At 70.8% G+C, this 16,695-nt stretch carries 17 protein-coding genes; 15 read left to right on the top strand and 2 right to left on the bottom strand.

Annotated features, from left to right (window positions below):
- Nucleotides 1-150: 150 nt before the first annotated feature.
- The 11 genes from AB0C25_RS34580 (at nt 151) to AB0C25_RS34530 (ending at nt 9,723) form a co-directional block, all read left to right on the top strand.
- The gene (locus AB0C25_RS34580) at nt 151-858 is read left to right on the top strand and encodes a transcriptional regulator (protein WP_357379129.1); all 708 of its coding nucleotides are present in this window, start codon (nt 151-153) and stop codon (nt 856-858) included.
- Nucleotides 855-2,285 (top strand): Fe-S cluster assembly protein SufB, encoded by a 1,431-nt coding sequence (sufB, locus tag AB0C25_RS34575; RefSeq protein ID WP_266244341.1) that lies wholly within the window; start codon nt 855-857, stop codon nt 2,283-2,285. Before AB0C25_RS34580 ends, sufB begins: the two co-directional genes overlap by 4 nt.
- Nucleotides 2,286-2,376: 91 nt before the next feature.
- On the top strand, nt 2,377-3,525 hold the full coding sequence (gene sufD / locus AB0C25_RS34570) for a Fe-S cluster assembly protein SufD (protein ID WP_357379088.1): 1,149 nt from the start codon (nt 2,377-2,379) through the stop codon (nt 3,523-3,525).
- Nucleotides 3,525-3,851: a non-heme iron oxygenase ferredoxin subunit gene (locus tag AB0C25_RS34565; RefSeq protein WP_357379086.1), complete on the top strand. Its 327-nt coding sequence runs from the start codon at nt 3,525-3,527 to the stop codon at nt 3,849-3,851. Before sufD ends, AB0C25_RS34565 begins: the two co-directional genes overlap by 1 nt.
- Nucleotides 3,851-4,624 (top strand): Fe-S cluster assembly ATPase SufC, encoded by a 774-nt coding sequence (gene sufC, locus AB0C25_RS34560; protein ID WP_357069837.1) that lies wholly within the window; start codon nt 3,851-3,853, stop codon nt 4,622-4,624. Before AB0C25_RS34565 ends, sufC begins: the two co-directional genes overlap by 1 nt.
- A 20-nt stretch (nt 4,625-4,644) precedes the next feature.
- Nucleotides 4,645-5,949: a cysteine desulfurase gene (locus AB0C25_RS34555; RefSeq protein WP_357379084.1), complete on the top strand. Its 1,305-nt coding sequence runs from the start codon at nt 4,645-4,647 to the stop codon at nt 5,947-5,949.
- On the top strand, nt 5,949-6,422 hold the full coding sequence (sufU, locus tag AB0C25_RS34550; protein ID WP_350865704.1) for a Fe-S cluster assembly sulfur transfer protein SufU: 474 nt from the start codon (nt 5,949-5,951) through the stop codon (nt 6,420-6,422). Before AB0C25_RS34555 ends, sufU begins: the two co-directional genes overlap by 1 nt.
- Before the next feature lie 244 nt (nt 6,423-6,666).
- Entirely contained in the window at nt 6,667-7,041 is a 375-nt protein-coding gene (locus tag AB0C25_RS34545) for a metal-sulfur cluster assembly factor (RefSeq protein WP_357379127.1), read from the top strand.
- Nucleotides 7,042-7,909: 868 nt separating this feature from the next.
- A complete protein-coding gene (locus AB0C25_RS34540) occupies nt 7,910-8,542 on the top strand; it encodes a LysE family transporter (RefSeq protein ID WP_357379081.1) in 633 nt (210 codons plus the stop codon).
- Between the two features lie 51 nt (nt 8,543-8,593).
- Entirely contained in the window at nt 8,594-9,247 is a 654-nt protein-coding gene (locus AB0C25_RS34535) for an acVLRF1 family peptidyl-tRNA hydrolase (protein ID WP_357379079.1), read from the top strand.
- Between the two features lie 116 nt (nt 9,248-9,363).
- Entirely contained in the window at nt 9,364-9,723 is a 360-nt protein-coding gene (locus AB0C25_RS34530) for a nuclear transport factor 2 family protein (protein ID WP_357379077.1), read from the top strand.
- Nucleotides 9,724-9,819: 96 nt separating this feature from the next.
- Here AB0C25_RS34530 and AB0C25_RS34525 read toward each other — a convergent pair whose 3' ends face one another.
- Entirely contained in the window at nt 9,820-10,743 is a 924-nt protein-coding gene (locus tag AB0C25_RS34525; protein ID WP_357379075.1) for a neutral zinc metallopeptidase, read from the bottom strand.
- A 262-nt stretch (nt 10,744-11,005) separates the two neighbouring features.
- On the opposite strand from AB0C25_RS34525, the gene AB0C25_RS34520 reads away from it, so the two are divergent.
- Nucleotides 11,006-12,610: an ABC-F family ATP-binding cassette domain-containing protein gene (locus AB0C25_RS34520; protein WP_357379073.1), complete on the top strand. Its 1,605-nt coding sequence runs from the start codon at nt 11,006-11,008 to the stop codon at nt 12,608-12,610.
- An 82-nt stretch (nt 12,611-12,692) separates the two neighbouring features.
- On the opposite strand, the gene AB0C25_RS34515 is transcribed toward AB0C25_RS34520, so the two are convergent.
- On the bottom strand, nt 12,693-13,292 hold the full coding sequence (locus AB0C25_RS34515; RefSeq protein WP_357379071.1) for a cadmium resistance transporter: 600 nt from the start codon (nt 13,290-13,292) through the stop codon (nt 12,693-12,695).
- A 215-nt stretch (nt 13,293-13,507) separates the two neighbouring features.
- Here AB0C25_RS34515 and AB0C25_RS34510 point away from each other — a divergent pair, with 215 nt between their 5' ends.
- From AB0C25_RS34510 to AB0C25_RS34500, 3 genes are all read left to right on the top strand, one after another.
- Nucleotides 13,508-13,735, top strand: coding sequence for a helix-turn-helix domain-containing protein (locus AB0C25_RS34510; RefSeq protein WP_007462679.1), 228 nt, complete (start codon nt 13,508-13,510; stop codon nt 13,733-13,735).
- A gap of 46 nt (nt 13,736-13,781) precedes the next feature.
- The gene (locus AB0C25_RS34505) at nt 13,782-14,549 is read left to right on the top strand and encodes an enoyl-CoA hydratase/isomerase family protein (RefSeq protein ID WP_357379069.1); all 768 of its coding nucleotides are present in this window, start codon (nt 13,782-13,784) and stop codon (nt 14,547-14,549) included.
- 115 nt (nt 14,550-14,664) lie between these two features.
- On the top strand, nt 14,665-16,641 hold the full coding sequence (locus tag AB0C25_RS34500; protein ID WP_357379125.1) for an ABC transporter ATP-binding protein: 1,977 nt from the start codon (nt 14,665-14,667) through the stop codon (nt 16,639-16,641).
- The last annotated feature ends 54 nt before the right edge of the window (nt 16,642-16,695 follow it).

Below are 16,695 nucleotides of genomic sequence, written 5' to 3'. Positions count from 1 at the left end.
TCGGATCACCGGGGCCCGGGTTTGCGACCCTCCGGGTAATTACGTAACGTTGGCGTTGTGAAAAACGCGGCGGCGCTCCCCGGGCACCAGCCGACGGCTGTCCCGGCCGTCGGCGCGTCCGCGTCCGCGCCGGTCGTGGCCGCGTCGGTGATGCCCGGTGGGATCAACGCGGCGGAGATCTCCACCCGCGACCGGGTCACCCAACTGCTGCTGGAGCAGGGTGCCACCACCGCCGCGCAGCTCGGCGTCGCCCTCGGGCTCAGCCCGGCGGCGATCCGCCGGCACCTCGACGCGATGCTCGCCGACGGCGATGTGTACGCCCGCGAGCAGGCCGTGCGGGGCAGCCGCGGTCGGGGGCGTCCGGCCAAGGTGTTCATGCTGACCGAGGCCGGCCGGGTCCGCTGTGGCACCCATCACTACGACAACATGGCCACCGCGGCGCTGCGGTGGATCGTCCGCAACGGTGGATCGGAGGCGGTCGAGGCGTTCGCCACCGAGCAGGTCTCCGCCCTGGAGTCGCGCTGCCGGACGGCCATGGAGGACGCCGGCGACGATCCCCTCGCGCGAGCCGAGGCACTCGCCGCGGCGCTCACCGCCGAGGGTTACGCTGCCAACGCGACCACGATCGCCTCCGGCGGTCAGCTCTGCCAGCACCATTGCCCGGTGGCGCACGTGGCCGCCGAGTTCCCTCAGCTGTGCGAGGCCGAGACCGCGGTGATCTCCCGTCTGGTCGGCACCCACGTACAGCGCCTTGCCACCATCGCGCACGGCGACGGGGTGTGCACCACGCACATCCCGACCCAGCCGGGGCGTGCTCAATCCGGTAATCCCGTCACCACTGTGAGGACAGATAGATGACCGAGCAGATTGTCCAGCCCCTGACCCAGGAAGAGCAGCTTGCCGCCCTGGGTCGGTACGAGTACGGCTGGTCCGACCCGGACGCCGCCGGGGCGGTCGCCCAGCGCGGCATCAACGAGGCGGTGGTGCGGGACATCTCGGCCAAGAAGAACGAGCCGGCGTGGATGCTCGACCTGCGGCTGAAGGGTCTGCGGCTGTTCGGCCGCAAGCCGATGCCGGCCTGGGGCGCGGACCTCACCGGCATCGACTTCGACAACATCAAGTACTTCGTGCGGTCCACCGAGAAGCAGGCCACCAGCTGGGAGGACCTGCCCGAGGACATCAAGAACACCTACGACCGGCTGGGCATCCCGGAGGCGGAGAAGCAGCGGCTGGTCGCCGGTGTCGCGGCGCAGTACGAGTCCGAGGTCGTCTACCACAAGATCCGTGAGGACCTTGAGGAGCAGGGCGTCCTCTTCCTGGACACCGACACGGCGCTGCGCGAGCACGAGGATGTCTTCAAGGAGTACTTCGGCACGGTGATCCCGGTCGGCGACAACAAGTTCGCCGCGCTGAACACCTCCGTGTGGTCCGGTGGCTCGTTCATCTACGTGCCGAAGGGTGTGCAGGTCGAGATCCCGCTGCAGGCCTACTTCCGGATCAACACGGAGAACATGGGCCAGTTCGAGCGGACGCTGATCATCGTCGACGAGGGCGCGTACGTGCACTACGTCGAGGGCTGCACCGCGCCGCTCTACTCCTCCGACTCGCTGCACAGCGCGGTCGTGGAGATCATCGTGAAGAAGAACGCGCGCTGCCGCTACACGACCATCCAGAACTGGTCGAACAACGTCTACAACCTGGTCACCAAGCGCGCCGTCTGCCACGAGGGCGCGACCATGGAGTGGGTCGACGGCAACATCGGCTCCAAGGTGACCATGAAGTACCCGGCGGTCTACATGACCGGCGAGCACGCCAAGGGTGAGGTGCTCTCGGTGGCGATGGCCGGCGAGGGCCAGCACCAGGACGCCGGCGCCAAGATGGTGCACGCCGCCCCGCACACCTCCTCGACCATCATCTCCAAGTCGATCGCCCGTGGCGGCGGCCGCACCTCGTACCGGGGTCTGGTGCAGGTCCTGGAGGGTTCGCACCACAGCCGGAGCACGGTCAAGTGCGACGCCCTGCTGGTCGACACCATCTCCCGCTCGGACACCTATCCGTACGTCGACATCCGCGAGGACGACGTGTCGATGGGGCACGAGGCGACCGTCTCCAAGATCAGTGATGACCAGCTCTTCTACCTGATGAGCCGGGGTCTGAGCGAGGACGAGGCGATGGCCATGATCGTCCGCGGCTTCATCGAGCCGATCGCCAAGGAGCTTCCGATGGAGTACGCCCTGGAGCTCAACCGCCTGATCGAGCTTCAGATGGAGGGCGCGGTCGGCTGACGCCGCCGCTCCCGCGGGGCGGGCCGGAACCTCGGCCCGCCCGCACCCCGCCCCACCCTCGTCGTCACGGAACAGACAGACCAAGGAAGACATGACTACCCAGGCTTCCGCGCCGCCCAGCACCAAGTCGCAGGCGCTGCGCTCGTACGACGTCGCTGACTTCCCGGCCCTCACCGGCCTGGAGGAGGAGTGGCGTTTCACCCCGCTCAAGCGCCTGCGCGGCCTGGCCACGGCGGACACCTCGGCCGCCACCGGCCGGGGCGTCACCGTCGAGCACCCGGACCTGCCGGCCGGGGTGTCGGTGCGGCTCGTCGAGCCGACCGATCCCAGCGTCGTGTCCGCGTCGGTGCCGACCGACCGGGTCAGCGCGCTGGCCCACGGCGGGGCGGCGCGCGTCGCGCTTGTCGAGGTGGCGGCCGACGCCGTCGTGTCCGACGCGGTGATCGTCCGGCTGCTGGGCGCGTACCCCGAGGAGTTGGCCTTCGCCCGGACCCAGGTCCAGGTGGGTCGGTTCGCGGAGGCCACCGTCGTCTTCTCCCAGGAGGGCTCGGCCACGCTCGCCGACAACGTCGAGGTGTTCGTCGCCGACGGCGCGAAGCTGACCCTGGTCACGGTCGCCGACTGGGCCGAGGACGCGGTCCAGGCGCAGCACGTCACCATCAAGTTGGGCCGCGACGCCCGGGTCGTCCACATCCAGGTCTCGCTCGGTGGTGACCTGGTCCGGCAGTTCACGAGTGTGGAATACACCGATCGGGGTGGCGAGGCCGAGCTGTACGGCGTCTACTTCGCCGACTCCGGGCAGCACCTGGAGCACCGGCAGTTGGTCGACCACTCCGTGCCGGACTGCCGCAGCTACGTCGGCTACCGGGGCGCGCTGCAGGGCGAGGACGCGCACACCGTCTGGGTCGGCGACGTGCTGATCCGGGCCGAGGCGACCGGCACCGACACGTACGAGATCAACCGGAACCTGCTGCTCACCGACGGCGCGCGGGCGGACTCCGTACCCAATCTGGAGATCGAGACCGGCGAGATCGCCGGCGCCGGCCATGCCAGCGCGACCGGCCGCTTCGACGACGAGCAGCTCTTCTACCTGATGGCCCGGGGTATCCCGGAGAGCGAGGCCCGCCGCCTGGTGGTCCGCGGCTTCTTCGCCGAGCTGATCAACAAGATCCCGGTGGAGTCGCTGCGCGAGCGCCTGGGCGACGCGATCGAGGCCCGGCTCACCAAGGCGGGCGCCTGATGATCCGCATCTGCTCCACCGAGGACGTGCCGAAGGGCACCGCGGTCAGCGCGGACGTCGACGGCACCCCGATCGCGCTTGTGCACGGCGAGGACGGCGAGTTCTACGCCGCCTACGACGAGTGCTCGCACGCCGCCGTCGCGCTCTCCGAGGGCGAGGTCGACGGCTGCACGTTGGAGTGCTGGCTGCACGGCTCGCGCTTCGACCTGCGCACCGGCGCGCCGAGCGGCCTGCCGGCCACCGAACCCGTCCCCGTCTACCCCGTCGAAGTCCGCGACGGCGACATCTACCTCAGCCTGACGCCGAGTAATGGAGTGACCCGATAATGAGCACCCTGGAGATCCGCGACCTGAAGGTGTCGGTCAAGCTGCCCGAGGGTGAGCTCAAGCCGATCCTGGCCGGCGTCGACCTGACCGTGAAGTCCGGTGAGACCCACGCGATCATGGGTCCGAACGGTTCCGGCAAGTCCACCCTGGCGTACTCGATCGCCGGTCACCCCAAGTACGAGATCACCGGCGGCACGGTGACCCTCGACGGCGAGGACGTGCTCGCCATGACCGTCGACGAGCGGGCCCGCGCCGGCCTCTTCCTGGCCATGCAGTACCCGGTCGAGGTGCCCGGCGTCTCGGTGGCCAACTTCCTGCGCACCGCGAAGACCGCCATCGACGGCGAGGCGCCGAAGCTGCGCACCTGGGGTGGCGAGCTGCGCGGCGCGATGGAGCGCCTGCAGATGGACCCGGCGTTCGCCCAGCGCAACGTCAACGAGGGCTTCTCCGGCGGTGAGAAGAAGCGGCACGAGATTGTCCAGCTGGAGCTGCTCAAGCCGAAGATCGCCATCCTCGACGAGACCGACTCGGGCCTCGACGTGGACGCGTTGCGCGTGGTCAGCGAGGGCGTCAACCGGGTCCGCGACAACGGCGACACCGGCATGCTGCTGATCACCCACTACACGCGGATCCTGCGCTACATCAAGCCGGACTTCGTGCACGTCTTCGTGGCCGGCCGGATCGTCGAGCAGGGCGGCCCGGAGCTGGCCGACAAGCTTGAGGCCGAGGGCTACGAGCGGTACGCCGCCGGGGCCGGCACGGCCAAGGCCTGAGCGGGAGAGGCGCTGCCGAGATGACCAGCATCGCGATCCCTGCGGGGATGCCGCAGTACGACGACGTGCCGCGTTTCGACGTGGCCCGGGTGCGCGCCGACTTCCCGATCCTCGATCGGGAGATCAACGGGCACCCGCTGGTCTACCTCGACAGCGCCAACACCTCGCACAAACCCCGGCAGGTGCTCGACGTGCTCGACGAGCACTACGCGCGGCACAACGCCAACGTGTCGCGGTCGGTGCACACCCTCGGCACCGAGGCCACCGAGGCGTACGAGGGGGCGCGGGCGAAGATCGCCGCGTTCATCTCCGCGCCGAGCGTCAACGAGGTGGTGTTCACCAAGAACTCCACCGAGGCGATCAACATCGTGGCGTACGCCTTTTCGAACGCCTCGCTGCGCCCGGACGCCGACCCGCGGTTCCGGCTGGGGCCGGGCGACGAGGTGGTGATCTCCGAGATGGAGCACCACTCGAACATCGTCCCGTGGCAGCTGCTCTGCGAACGGACCGGCGCGACCCTGCGCTGGTTCCCGGTCACCGAGCAGGGGCGATTGGACGAGTCGGGCCTGGAGGATCTGGTCACCGAACGGACGAAGATCGTTTCGTTGGTGCACATGTCCAACATCCTCGGCACGGTCAACGCCACCTCCCGCATCACCGCGCGGGTCCGCGAGGTGGGCGCGCTGCTGCTGCTCGACTGCTCGCAGTCGGTGCCGCACCTGCCGATCGACGTCGTCGACCTGGACGCCGACTACATCGTCTTCACCGGCCACAAGATGCTCGGCCCGACCGGCATCGGTGTGCTCTGGGGTCGGGGTGAGCTGCTGGCGGCCATGCCACCGGTGTTCGGCGGTGGGTCGATGATCGAGACGGTCACCATGGCCCGCTCGACGTTCGCCGCGCCACCGGCCCGGTTCGAGGCCGGCACGCCGCCGATCGCCGAGGCGGTCGCGCTCGGCGCCGCGGTGGACTACCTCACCGGGATCGGCATGCCGTCGATCCAGTGGCACGAGAAGGAACTGACGGCGTACGCGCTGGACGCCCTCGGTGCGGTGCCCGACCTGCGGATCTTCGGTCCGACCGTGCCGGTCGGCCGGGGCGGCACCATCTCGTTCGCGCTCGGTGACGTGCACCCGCACGACGTGGGTCAGGTGCTCGACTCGCTCGGCGTGCAGGTGCGGGTGGGCCACCACTGCGCCAAGCCGGTGTGCAGCCGGTTCGGTGTCCCGGCGATGACCCGGGCCTCGTTCTACCTCTACACCACCACCGAGGAGATCGACGCTCTGGTGGCCGGTCTGGAGCAGGTGCGGAAGGTGTTCGACTGATGCAGCTCGACCAGCTCTACCAGGAGATCATCCTGGACCACTACAAGCGCCCGCACGGGCGTGGCCTGCGCGACGCCGACGACCCGGGTGACCAGGTCGCGGAGGCGCACCACGTCAACCCGACCTGCGGCGACGAGGTCACCGTCCGGGTGGCCACCGACGGCACGGTCCTGCACGACATCTCGTACGACGGGATGGGCTGCTCGATCAGCCAGGCGTCGGCGAGCGTGCTGCACGAGTTGCTGCGCGGTCGGGGCGCCGGGGAAGCTTTCGAGGTGCACGAGGCGTTCGTGGAGTTGATGTCCGGACGTGGCCAGGTCACGCCGGACGAGGACGTGCTCGGTGACGGGGTTGCTTTCGCGGGTGTGGCCCGCTACCCCGCCCGGGTCAAGTGCGCGCTGCTGCCGTGGATGGCGTTCAAGGACGCCGCGGCACGCGCCGGTGTGGGCGCGAGCCCGGAGGTGAAGGCGTGAGCGAGCGTCAGCGAGCGAATGACACCGTGGTGCCTGGTGGCATCACGAAGCGATGCGGAGGGACGGCATGAGCAGCGAGAACACCGCTACCGCGGCGACGCCGGAGGCCGGTGACGCCGTCGCGGCGTCGCAGACCGACGCCCTGACGACCGACGCCGTGACGAGCGACGGCGCAGTGCCGCCGGCTGCCGGTGACGCGGTCGCCCCGGCTGCCGGTGACGCGGTCGCCCCGGCGGGCGGCGACATGGTCGCCCCGGCGGGCGGCGACGCGGTCGCCCCGGCGGGCGGCGTCAGCAAGGCCATGATCGCCGACATCGAGGAGGCGATGAAGGACGTCGTCGACCCGGAGTTGGGCATCAACGTGGTCGACCTGGGCCTGGTGTACGGCGTGCACGTTGACGACGAGAACGTCGCCACCCTCGACATGACACTCACCTCGGCGGCCTGCCCGTTGACCGACGTGATCGAGGACCAGACCCGGCAGGCGCTGACCACCGGCCCTGGCGGCGGCCTGGTCAACGACATCCGGATCAACTGGGTGTGGCTCCCGCCGTGGGGCCCGGACAAGATCACCGACGAGGGTCGGGACCAGCTCCGATCCCTCGGCTTCAACGTCTGAGCCGACTCCGGTCGGCTCTGCCCGTCGAGCGCGACACCCCGCGGGGTGTCGCGCTCGATGCGTTACGCCCCTGGCCCCGCGCGCAGGGAGTTCGCCAGGCCCGCCCGCGTCCCTGCGCCGTGCGCAGGTGCGTCCTGCGTCCGCGTCCCTGCGCGGTGTCTGCGCTCTGCGTCCTCGCGGTGTCTGCGCCCGCGTCCTTGCGCCGTGCGCTCTGCGTCCTTGCGCCCTGCGCCCGCGTTGCGTGTCCTTGCGTCGCGCCGTCGCACCCTGCAAGATCGCGCAATATCGTGGTTGTAGTGGTGTCGGCACGTCGCTGAGGCCACTAAAACCAGGATCAAGCACGATCTCTCGTTCGAGAGCCTCAAGCCCACCGAAGATCCGCGCAACATCAGCGATAGTGCTGCCTCTGGCGCCTCTGAGGCAGCAACATCCCCGAAGTTGCACGGATCTTGGTCACTGCCCCGGGGAGGGACCAGGGATGACGCCGGCACGGCGCGGGGTGCGTGGCGCGGGGCGTGAGGGCGCAGGCACGGGGGTGCACGGCGTGGGACGGGGGTGCCTGGCGTGGGGATGCATGGCGCTGGCGCATGGCGCATGGCGCTGGGCACGGCGTGCATGGCGTGGGGACGCATGGCGCTGGCGCGGGGCTCGGCGCGGGGCAGGGGTTGTGAGGGCACGGGAGCGTGCATGGCGCGCGGCGCGGTTGCACGGCATGGGGCCGGGAAATGCGGTGGCGCGGGCGTGGCTTCGGCGCGCAGGATGCGCGTGTGATTGAGGCGTACCCGATGCAGGTCTCTGTCCGTGCGGCCACTGCCGTGCGTCGACAGCGGCCGGTCCGGAGACGAGCCTCGATCCGGCACCGACGATCGTGAGCGGGGCGTTCCTGGCCGGTCTGGTGGCTGGCTACGGCGTCGCCATCCCCGTCGGCGCGATCGCGATCCTGATCCTGGGGCTGAGTGCGCGTACCTCGTTTCGGGTCGGTGCGGCGGCGGCGCTCGCGGTGGCGACGGCCGACGGTATCTACGCGGCGGTCGCCGCGCTCGGTGGCGCCGGCCTGGCCGGGATCATCGGGCCGGTCGCCGGGCCGCTGCGGGTGGTCGCCGCCGTCGTCCTGCTGGGGCTCGCCGGGCACGGTCTGTGGCGGACCTGGTCCGCCCACCGCTCGCGGCAGACGCCGACGGCACCGGTCGGGCGTGGTTTGAGCACGCCCGGGCGGGCCTACGCGGCGTTGCTCGGGCTGACCCTGCTGAACCCGGCGACGGTGCTGTACTTCACCGCGCTGGTGCTCGGCCGTCGGGACACCGCCGACGCGGACCCGGGCGCGGTGGTGCTCTTCGTGGCGGGTGTGTTCCTGGCGTCGGCGAGTTGGCAGCTGGTCATCGCCGGCGGCGGCACCGTGGTCGGCCGGGCGCTGAGCAGCCCACGCGGACGACTGGTCACCGGCCTGGTGTCCAGCGCGTTGATCGCCACGTTGGCAGTGGTCGCGCTGTTGCCGCGCTGAGCGGCCCCGCCCGAGGGCCCGCTCGCGTCCGTCGTGCCGTACGGTCGGGCGGTGAGCAGTCGACCAGCAGCCGGGGGCGGTCGGTGGGTCGAGGTCGACCCGGCCCGAATCGGCCGCTGGGTCGAGGGCTTCGCCGACCGGCACGGCCCGCCCGGCACGACCGTGCGGGAGTACGGCCTGCTGCTCACCGCCCCCGACGGATCAACAGCTGAGCTGTACGCCCCACCGGGCGCGCCGGCCAGCGACGACGTCCCCGGGTTCGTGGCCCACGCCGTCGCGCCCCGCCGGATCGGTCTGTTGCTGGCCCGCAAGGGCGCGGTGGCCGTCGGTGTGGCCGAGGGCACCGATCTTGTCGTCTCCAAGGTGGACACCCGGTACGTGCAGGGGCGCACCGCGGCGGGGGGATGGTCGCAGCACCGGTTCGCCCGGCGGCGCGACAACCAGGCGAAGGCGGCGCTGGGCGATGCGGCGGACCTGGCCGTACGGCTGCTGTTGCCGGAGGCGGCGGCGCTGACCGCGCTGGTCTGCGGCGGTGACCGGAAGGCGGTGGACACGGTGCTGGCCGACCGGCGGTTGGCCCCGCTGGTGCCGCTGCGGGCCGAGCGGCTGCTCGACGTGCCGGAGCCGCGCCACGCGGTGCTTGTCGCGGCGGTGGGTGCGGCCCGTGCGGTGTGGATCCGGTTGCGCGACCCGGCTCCCGAGTGACCTCGGCGCTCGACGGAGGGAAGAACGGCGTTCCTGGTGTGCTGCCGTGCTGCCGGTCCGAGGATGGGCCCATCGCCGCGGTAACCCGTGGCCGCAACACTCCCAGGGAGATCCTCATGTCCGAGGCGCAGATCCTGCGTACCGTCCTCGACCGCTGGAAGTCGGCGGTCGACGCCCACGAGCCGGACCGGGTCGCGTCGTACTTCACCGAGGACGCGATCTTCCAGGGGCTGCGCCCGTACACCGTGGGCCGTGCCGGGGTTGCCGCGTACTACGCCGCCCAGCCGCTCGGCCTGACCGCCGCCTACGAGATCCGGGAGACCCGGCGGCTCGCCGACGATCTTGTCCTCGGTTATCTGGAGGTCGAGTTCGGCTTCGCCGACCGCCCGCCGCTGACGGTCCACCTCGGCGTGCTGCTGCGCCCGATCGACGACGACTGGCTGATCAGCCACTACCAGGTGTCCCAGCTGAACTGACACGCCCGCGCCGCCCGCCCCGATCAGGGAGTTGTGGTGGACCCCTCCCGGACACCACAACCGAGTGATCGACGCGGACGGCGACCGGAGCGCGGGTCAGAGCTGGTCTGTGCCGAAGGTGTCGCAGGTCTTCGGGTCGCCGCTGTCGAAGCCCTGCTGGAACCAGCGCTGCCGCTGCTCCGAGGTGCCGTGGGTGAACGAGTCCGGGTTGACCTGCCCGCCGGAGCGTTCCTGGATGCTGTCGTCGCCGATCGTCTCGGCGGCCTTCAGCGCCTCGGTGATGTCGCCCGGGGTGATCGACGTGAAGAGCGGTTCCTGGCCGGTCTTGTCCTTGGTCTCGCTGGCGTGCTTGGCCCAGGAGCCGGCGTAGCAGTCGGCCTGCAACTCCAGCCGCACCGAGGCGGAGCGGGGGCCGCTCTGGTCGCCCTGGCCGGCCTTGGCGTTGGTGCCGAGCAGGTTCTGGATGTGGTGTCCGTACTCGTGGGCGAGCACGTAGGGCTGGGCGAACTCGCCCTTGGCGCCGAACCGGGAGGCCAGCTCCTCGTAGAAGCTCAGGTCGATGTAGACCTGCCGGTCGGCGGGGCAGTAGAACGGGCCGACGCCCGAGTCGGCCTGGCCGCAGCCGGTGCTCACGGCGGCCTGGAAGTAGTTGGTGTCGGTCGGCTCGTACTTACCGTTGCCCAGCTCCGGGTACGCCGTCTGCCAGTAGGCCTGGATGCTGTTGACGAAGGCCAGGTTGCGGCAGCGGAGGTCGTCGAAGCGCTGCGGGTTGTCGCGCGAGCACAACTGCGACAGGTCACTGCCGCCGGCCTGCCCCCCGCCCTCGTCGCCGTTGGTCATCGCGTTCAGGCCGAACCCGCCGCCGAGCAGCGCGACGAGCACCGCCACCACGATGCCGATGATGCCGCCCCGGCCGCCGCCACCGGGGATCGGGATGCCGAAGCCACCGCCCCCACCACCGCCCCGACCCCGGTCGTTGACCTGGGAGGTGTCGAGTTCGGCCCGCTCGTTGAGTTCCATGCTGACCCCGATCGCCGTATGCGCTGAATGTCGTGTGAAAGTCGTTGTGTCGGTGAAGTGCCGGACGGGGTCCGGACAGCGCTTTCGGTACCCGATGATCTTGATCGGTAATCCGGGCGGACCCTTCAGCGGCGCCCGGTACACTTGTCAGGTGCTGCGCTGCGAAGGCTGAACCGCCCCGCGCCGTCGGGCCCCTTGAGCCCGCCGGCCGTTTCGCGTGCCCCGAGTCAGCCTTCCAGACCCCGAGAGCGAGCCCGAAAACATGATCACAGCCACCGGCCTGGAACTGCGTGCCGGTTCCCGGATCCTGCTGTCCGACACCACCCTGCGCGTGCAGCCGGGGGACCGGATCGGCCTGGTCGGTCGCAACGGCGCCGGCAAGACCACGACGCTCAAGGTGCTGGCGGGCGAGGGGCAGCCGTACGCCGGCCAGATCGACGCGCGCAGCGCCATCGGCTACCTCCCGCAGGACCCGCGCACCGGCGACCTGGAGGTGACCGGCCGCGACCGGGTGCTCTCCGCGCGCGGCCTGGACGTCCTGATGTCCCAGATGCAGGAGATCGAGGCACGCCTCGCCGACGACACCAGCGACAAGCTGGTCCGCCGCTACGGCGCGCTGGAGGACCAGTTCGCCGCGCTCGGCGGGTACGCGGCCGAGGCCGAGGCCGCCCGCATCTGCGCGAACCTCGGGCTGCCCGACCGGGCGCTCGCGCAGACCATCGGCACCCTCTCCGGCGGTCAGCGCCGGCGCATCGAACTGGCCCGGATCCTGTTCCGCGACGCAGGCGAGAACGGCGGCGGCATCCTGCTGCTCGACGAGCCGACGAACCACCTCGACGCCGACTCGATCACCTGGTTGCGCGGCTTCCTCGCCAACCACAAGGGCGGCCTGATCGTGATCTCCCACGACGGCGCGCTGCTGGAGTCGGTGGTCAACAAGGTCTGGTTCCTCGACGCCACCCGATCCGTGGTCGACGTCTACAACCTGGGCTGGAAGGCGTACCTGGAGGCGCGCGAGACCGACGAGCGGCGTCGCCGTCGGGAGCGGGCCAACGCGGAGAAGAAGGCCGGCGCGTTGATGGCGCAGGCCGACAAGATGCGGGCCAAGGCCACCAAGACCGTGGCCGCGCAGAACATGGCCCGCCGCGCCGAGAAGCTGATCTCCGGCCTGGAGGACGTACGGGTCGCCGACCGGGTGGCCAAGGTGCGGTTCCCCAACCCCGCGCCGTGCGGTAAGACCCCGCTCACCGCGACCGGCCTGTCCAAGTCGTACGGCTCGCTGGAGATCTTCACCGACGTCAACGTCGCGGTGGACCGGGGCTCCCGGGTGGCCATCCTCGGGCTCAACGGCGCCGGCAAGACCACTCTGCTGCGGATGCTCGGCGGGCTGCTCACCCCGGACACCGGCGAGGTGCACGCGGGTCACGGCCTGCGGCTGGGCTACTACGCCCAGGAGCACGAGACCCTCGACGTGGAGCGGACCGTGCTGGAGAACATGCGGGCCGCCGCCGTCGAGCAGTCCGACACCGACCTGCGCAAGATCCTCGGCGCGTTCCTGTTCTCCGGTGACGACGTGAACAAGCCGGCCGGGGTGCTCTCCGGTGGTGAGAAGACCCGGCTGGCCCTGTCCACCCTGGTCTGTTCCGGTGCCAACGTGCTGCTGCTGGACGAGCCGACGAACAACCTCGACCCGGTCAGCCGGGAGCAGGTGCTCGACGCCATCGCCAACTATCCGGGCGCGATCGTCCTGGTCACCCACGACCCGGGCGCGGTGCTCGCGCTCAAGCCGGACCGCGCGATCCTGCTGCCCGACGGCGACGAGGACGCCTGGAGCGACGACCTGCTGGAGTTGGTCGAGCTGGCCTGACCGGCGTCGCCGCCGGGCGGTCCAGCTCCGCCTCGCGGAACGCGCCCGGCGTCGTCACCCGCGGTCGGGCCGGGCGAGGTTCTCAGCCGAGCAGGTCGACCAGTCGGCCCAGCACGCCGGAGCCGACCAGGATCACCACCCCGACGCCGACGAAGATCGCCGGCACCAGCCAGTGGCCCGCACGTTCGACCAGCCGGACCACGCGGGGGTGCCCGCCCAGCCACGCGCCGGCGGCGCACCACAGGGCGATCAGCAGCACGAACACCAGCAGGAAGATCGCGCTGTCGGCCAGGCCGAGGGCACGGAAGACGGGTACGTAGACCGCCACGTTGTCGGCGCCGTTGGCGATCGTCACCCCGGCCACCCCGAGCAGGCCGGTGACGACGGTGGGGGTCTCGTCGTCGTCGGAACCCCGTAGCGCGCGTACGCCCAGCGCTATCGGCAGCAACCCGAGCAGCCCCGTCCACGGGTCCGGCACCACCAGCAGGCCAGCCGCGACCACCGCGCTGGCCAGCGCGAGCGCGCCGATGCCCAGGTATTGGCCGGCGACGATCTGCCAGGGTCGGGGCCGACCGGTGGTGCGGGCCGCGACGAAGAACAGAGTCAGGATGACGATGTCGTCGATGTCGGTGGCGGCGAAGACCACTGCCGCTCCGGCCGCGGTGCCCAACAGGTCGATCACGACCGAAGGCTACGGGTCGTGGCCGGCCGCCAGCACACGGCCGTGGTACGCCTGGACACCGCGCCGGGTCGATTGCCAGGATCACTCTATCGGGAAGCTGACATTGCATAGCGTGTCGGTTGGCGAAGAGTTGATATCTGGCGCATGATCGTTCGAGGCGGTCTAATAGGTGGGACCGTATCCGAACCGCACAGTCTGGGACGTGAGGACACAGCATGGCAGCCACTGGCACAGCCACCAGCACTGAGAAGGGTCGCCGGATCGTCGGAGCCGAGCGTCAGACGCTCGCCAAGGACCTGGTAAAGCGGTACACGTCGGGGGAGAGCATCCGCGCGTTGGCGGCCTCGACCGGCCGTTCCTACGGGTTCATCCACCGAGTGCTCACCGAGTCAGGGGTGCAGCTGCGTCAGCGCGGCGGTGCCCGGCGCCGCAAGAAGGCGTGACCCGCCTCCCCGCGTCGTCGACAAGCGCCACGCCCCGGACCGCCCGGTGACCACCGAGGCGACCGGGGTTCGGTTGACCTGCGACGGGCCGGTCGCCACGGTGACGTTGTGCCGGCCCGACGTGCTCAATGCTCAGACGCCTGCCATGTGGCGGGCGATGAGCGACTTCTCCCGTGAGCTGCCCGGTGACGTGCGGGTGGTGGTGGTCCGGGGCGAGGGGCGTGCGTTCTCCGCCGGCCTCGACCTCGCGGTGGCTGGCGCTTCCGGCCCTGGCTCCTTCGCGGAGCTGGCCACGCTGCCCGAGCAGGAATGCGCCGAACGCATCGCGGAGTTCCAGGCTGGCTTCACCTGGCTGCACCGGCCGGACGTCATCTCCGTCGCCGCCGTGCAGGGCCACGCGATCGGCGCCGGCTTCCAGCTCGCGCTCGCCTGCGATCTGCGCGTGCTGAGCACGGACGCGAAGCTGTCGATGGCTGAGGTGACCCTCGGCCTGGTGCCCGACCTGGCCGGCACGAAGCGTCTCGTGGAACTGGTCGGCTACGCGCGGGCACTGGAGATCTGCGCGACCGGCCGCCGGTTGGACGCCGCCGAGGCGGACCGGATCGGGCTGGCGACCCTGGTGGTGCCACCGGCCGAGTTGGCTGGCGCGGTCCAGGACCTGACCGCCGGGCTGCTCGCCGGGGCCCGGGACGCGGTGGTGGAGATCAAGGCACTGCTGGTGGGTGCGGCCGGGCGGTCGCACGCCGACCAGCAGCGCGCCGAGCGGGAGGCGCAGACCCGCCGACTGCGCGATCTGGCTGGCCAGGGAGAATAGGTAAGGACCGGCCGGGAAGATCCGGGTTACGACCGAGGTTGTCACAGCTGTCGGGAGAATTGGCCTGACGGTGCAGTCCGCCCGACGACCCCGGAGGTGAGCGATGTCCAACCCGATGTCCGGCGGTGGCATGGCCGGGTGGAGCATGCTCCGGTCGATGCGCAACAGCGACGAGGTCTCCACCCATCGGCTCAAGCGCGGGGTCGCCCGACGCATCGTGGCCTTCGCCCAGCCCTACCGGCGCGACATCATCGTCTTCCTGGTCACCGTGGTCCTGGCCGCCGTCATCGGCGTGGCCACACCGGTGCTCGCCGGCGACGTCATCAACGCGATCAACCGGGGCGACGCCGAGGCCGGCCGGCTCGTGGTGCGGCTGGCCCTGTTCATCGCCGCGCTGGCGGTCGCCGACGCGCTGCTCTCGCTGGCCCAGCGGTGGTATTCGGCCCGCATCGGCGAGGGCATCATCTTCAACCTGCGCACCCGGGTCTACGACCACGTGCAGCGGATGCCTCTGCAGTTCTTCACGCGTACCCAGACCGGCGCCCTGGTCAGCAGGCTCAACAACGACGTGCTGGGCGCCCAGCGGGCGTTCACGTCGACGTTGTCCGGCGTGGTCAGCAACGTCATCCAACTCGTGCTCACCGCCGCGGTGATGTTCACCCTCTCCTGGCAGATCACCGCGCTCTCGCTGGTGCTGCTGCCGATCTTCATCATCCCGGCCCGACGGGTCGGGCGGCGGCTGGCCGACATCACCCGTGAGTCGTACAACCTCGACGCCAAGATGAACGCGACAATGACCGAGCGGTTCGGGGTGGCCGGCGCGCTGCTGGTGAAGCTCTTCGGCCAGCCCGAGATCGAGGCCCGTCGGTTCGCCGACCGGGCCGAGCGGGTGCGGGACATCGGCATCCAGTCCGCCATGTATTCCCGTACGTTCTTCGTCGCGATGCTGCTGGTCGCCTCACTGGCGCAGGCGCTCACCTACGGCCTCGGTGGCTGGCTCGCCGTGACCGGCGGCGTCAGCGCGGGCACCGTGGTGACCCTCGCGCTGCTGCTGACCCGCCTGTACGGTCCGCTCACCGCGCTCTCCAACGTGCGGGTGGATGTGATGAGCGCGCTCGTCTCGTTCGACCGGGTCTTCGAGGTGCTCGACCTCAAGCCGGGGATCGTGGAGAAGCCCGACGCGGTGGCGGTGCCCCGGGGCGCCGGCCGGGTCGCCTTCCGGGAGGTCCGGTTCCGCTACCCGAGCGCCGCCGAGATCTCCCTCGCCTCCCTGGAGGAGGTCGCCACGCTCGACCGCACCGTCAACGAGCCGGTGCTCAAGGGCGTCTCGTTCAGCGTCGAGCCGGGGCAGATGGTCGCCCTCGTCGGCCCGTCCGGCGCCGGCAAGTCGACGCTGTCGATGCTCATCTCCCGGATCTACGACGTCACCGACGGGCAGGTGCTCGTCGGTGGGGTGGACGTGCGGGACGCGAGCCTGGCCTCGCTGCGCGACGAGATCGGCGTCGTCACGCAGGATTCGCACCTGTTCCACGAGACGATCGCCGAGAACCTGCGGTACGCCAAGCCGGACGCCACCGACGACGAGATCTGGGCCGCCCTGGCCGGGGCGCAGGTGGCTGACCTGGTCCGGGCGCTGCCCGACGGTCTGGACACCACGGTGGGGGAGCGCGGCTACCGCTTCTCCGGTGGCGAGAAGCAGCGCATCGCCATCGCCCGACTGCTGCTCAAGGCCCCGTCGATCGTGATCCTCGACGAGGCGACCGCACACCTGGATTCGGAGAGCGAGGCGGCGGTGCAGCGGGCGCTGTCGGTGGCGCTGGCCGGGCGTACCGCGTTGGTGATCGCCCACCGGCTCTCCACCGTGCGCGACGCCGACCAGATCCTGGTCCTCGACGGCGGGCGCATCGTCGAGCGCGGGCGGCACGACGAGTTGGTCGCGGTCGGCGGGCTCTACGCCGAGCTGTACCGGACCCAGTTCGCGGTCGCCGACTCGCCCACCCCGTTCGTCGACGCGACCGGCCCCGAGCCGGTGGTCATGCCCCTGGGCACGTACCGCGCCGACGAGGTGCTGCCACCCGCCGCCGCCAACTGACGGCAACCGACCACGGGTCGCGTCCGTAACTGTCACTCAGGCGAGCCCCGCGTG

Origin of the sequence: Micromonospora sp. NPDC048839, from assembly GCF_040649915.1 — a bacterium.
GTDB lineage: Bacteria > Actinomycetota > Actinomycetes > Mycobacteriales > Micromonosporaceae > Micromonospora.
This window is presented reverse-complemented; position numbering and strand designations above follow the sequence as displayed.

Bases quoted from the DNA above. Each gene is read 5' to 3' on its own strand.
- AB0C25_RS34555 (WP_357379084.1), top strand. From the start codon at position 4,645: ATGACCAGCATCGCGATCCCTGCGGGGATGCCGCAGTACGACGACGTG.
- sufB (WP_266244341.1), top strand. From the start codon at position 855: ATGACCGAGCAGATTGTCCAGCCCCTGACCCAGGAAGAGCAGCTTGCC.
- sufD (WP_357379088.1), top strand. From the start codon at position 2,377: ATGACTACCCAGGCTTCCGCGCCGCCCAGCACCAAGTCGCAGGCGCTG.
- AB0C25_RS34545 (WP_357379127.1), top strand. From the start codon at position 6,667: ATGGTCGCCCCGGCGGGCGGCGACGCGGTCGCCCCGGCGGGCGGCGTC.
- AB0C25_RS34580 (WP_357379129.1), top strand. From the start codon at position 151: ATGCCCGGTGGGATCAACGCGGCGGAGATCTCCACCCGCGACCGGGTC.
- AB0C25_RS34565 (WP_357379086.1), top strand. From the start codon at position 3,525: ATGATCCGCATCTGCTCCACCGAGGACGTGCCGAAGGGCACCGCGGTC.
- AB0C25_RS34525 (WP_357379075.1), bottom strand. From the start codon at position 10,743: ATGGAACTCAACGAGCGGGCCGAACTCGACACCTCCCAGGTCAACGAC.
- AB0C25_RS34510 (WP_007462679.1), top strand. From the start codon at position 13,508: ATGGCAGCCACTGGCACAGCCACCAGCACTGAGAAGGGTCGCCGGATC.
- AB0C25_RS34530 (WP_357379077.1), top strand. From the start codon at position 9,364: ATGTCCGAGGCGCAGATCCTGCGTACCGTCCTCGACCGCTGGAAGTCG.
- sufU (WP_350865704.1), top strand. From the start codon at position 5,949: ATGCAGCTCGACCAGCTCTACCAGGAGATCATCCTGGACCACTACAAG.
- AB0C25_RS34520 (WP_357379073.1), top strand. From the start codon at position 11,006: ATGATCACAGCCACCGGCCTGGAACTGCGTGCCGGTTCCCGGATCCTG.
- AB0C25_RS34500 (WP_357379125.1), top strand. From the start codon at position 14,665: ATGTCCGGCGGTGGCATGGCCGGGTGGAGCATGCTCCGGTCGATGCGC.
- sufC (WP_357069837.1), top strand. From the start codon at position 3,851: ATGAGCACCCTGGAGATCCGCGACCTGAAGGTGTCGGTCAAGCTGCCC.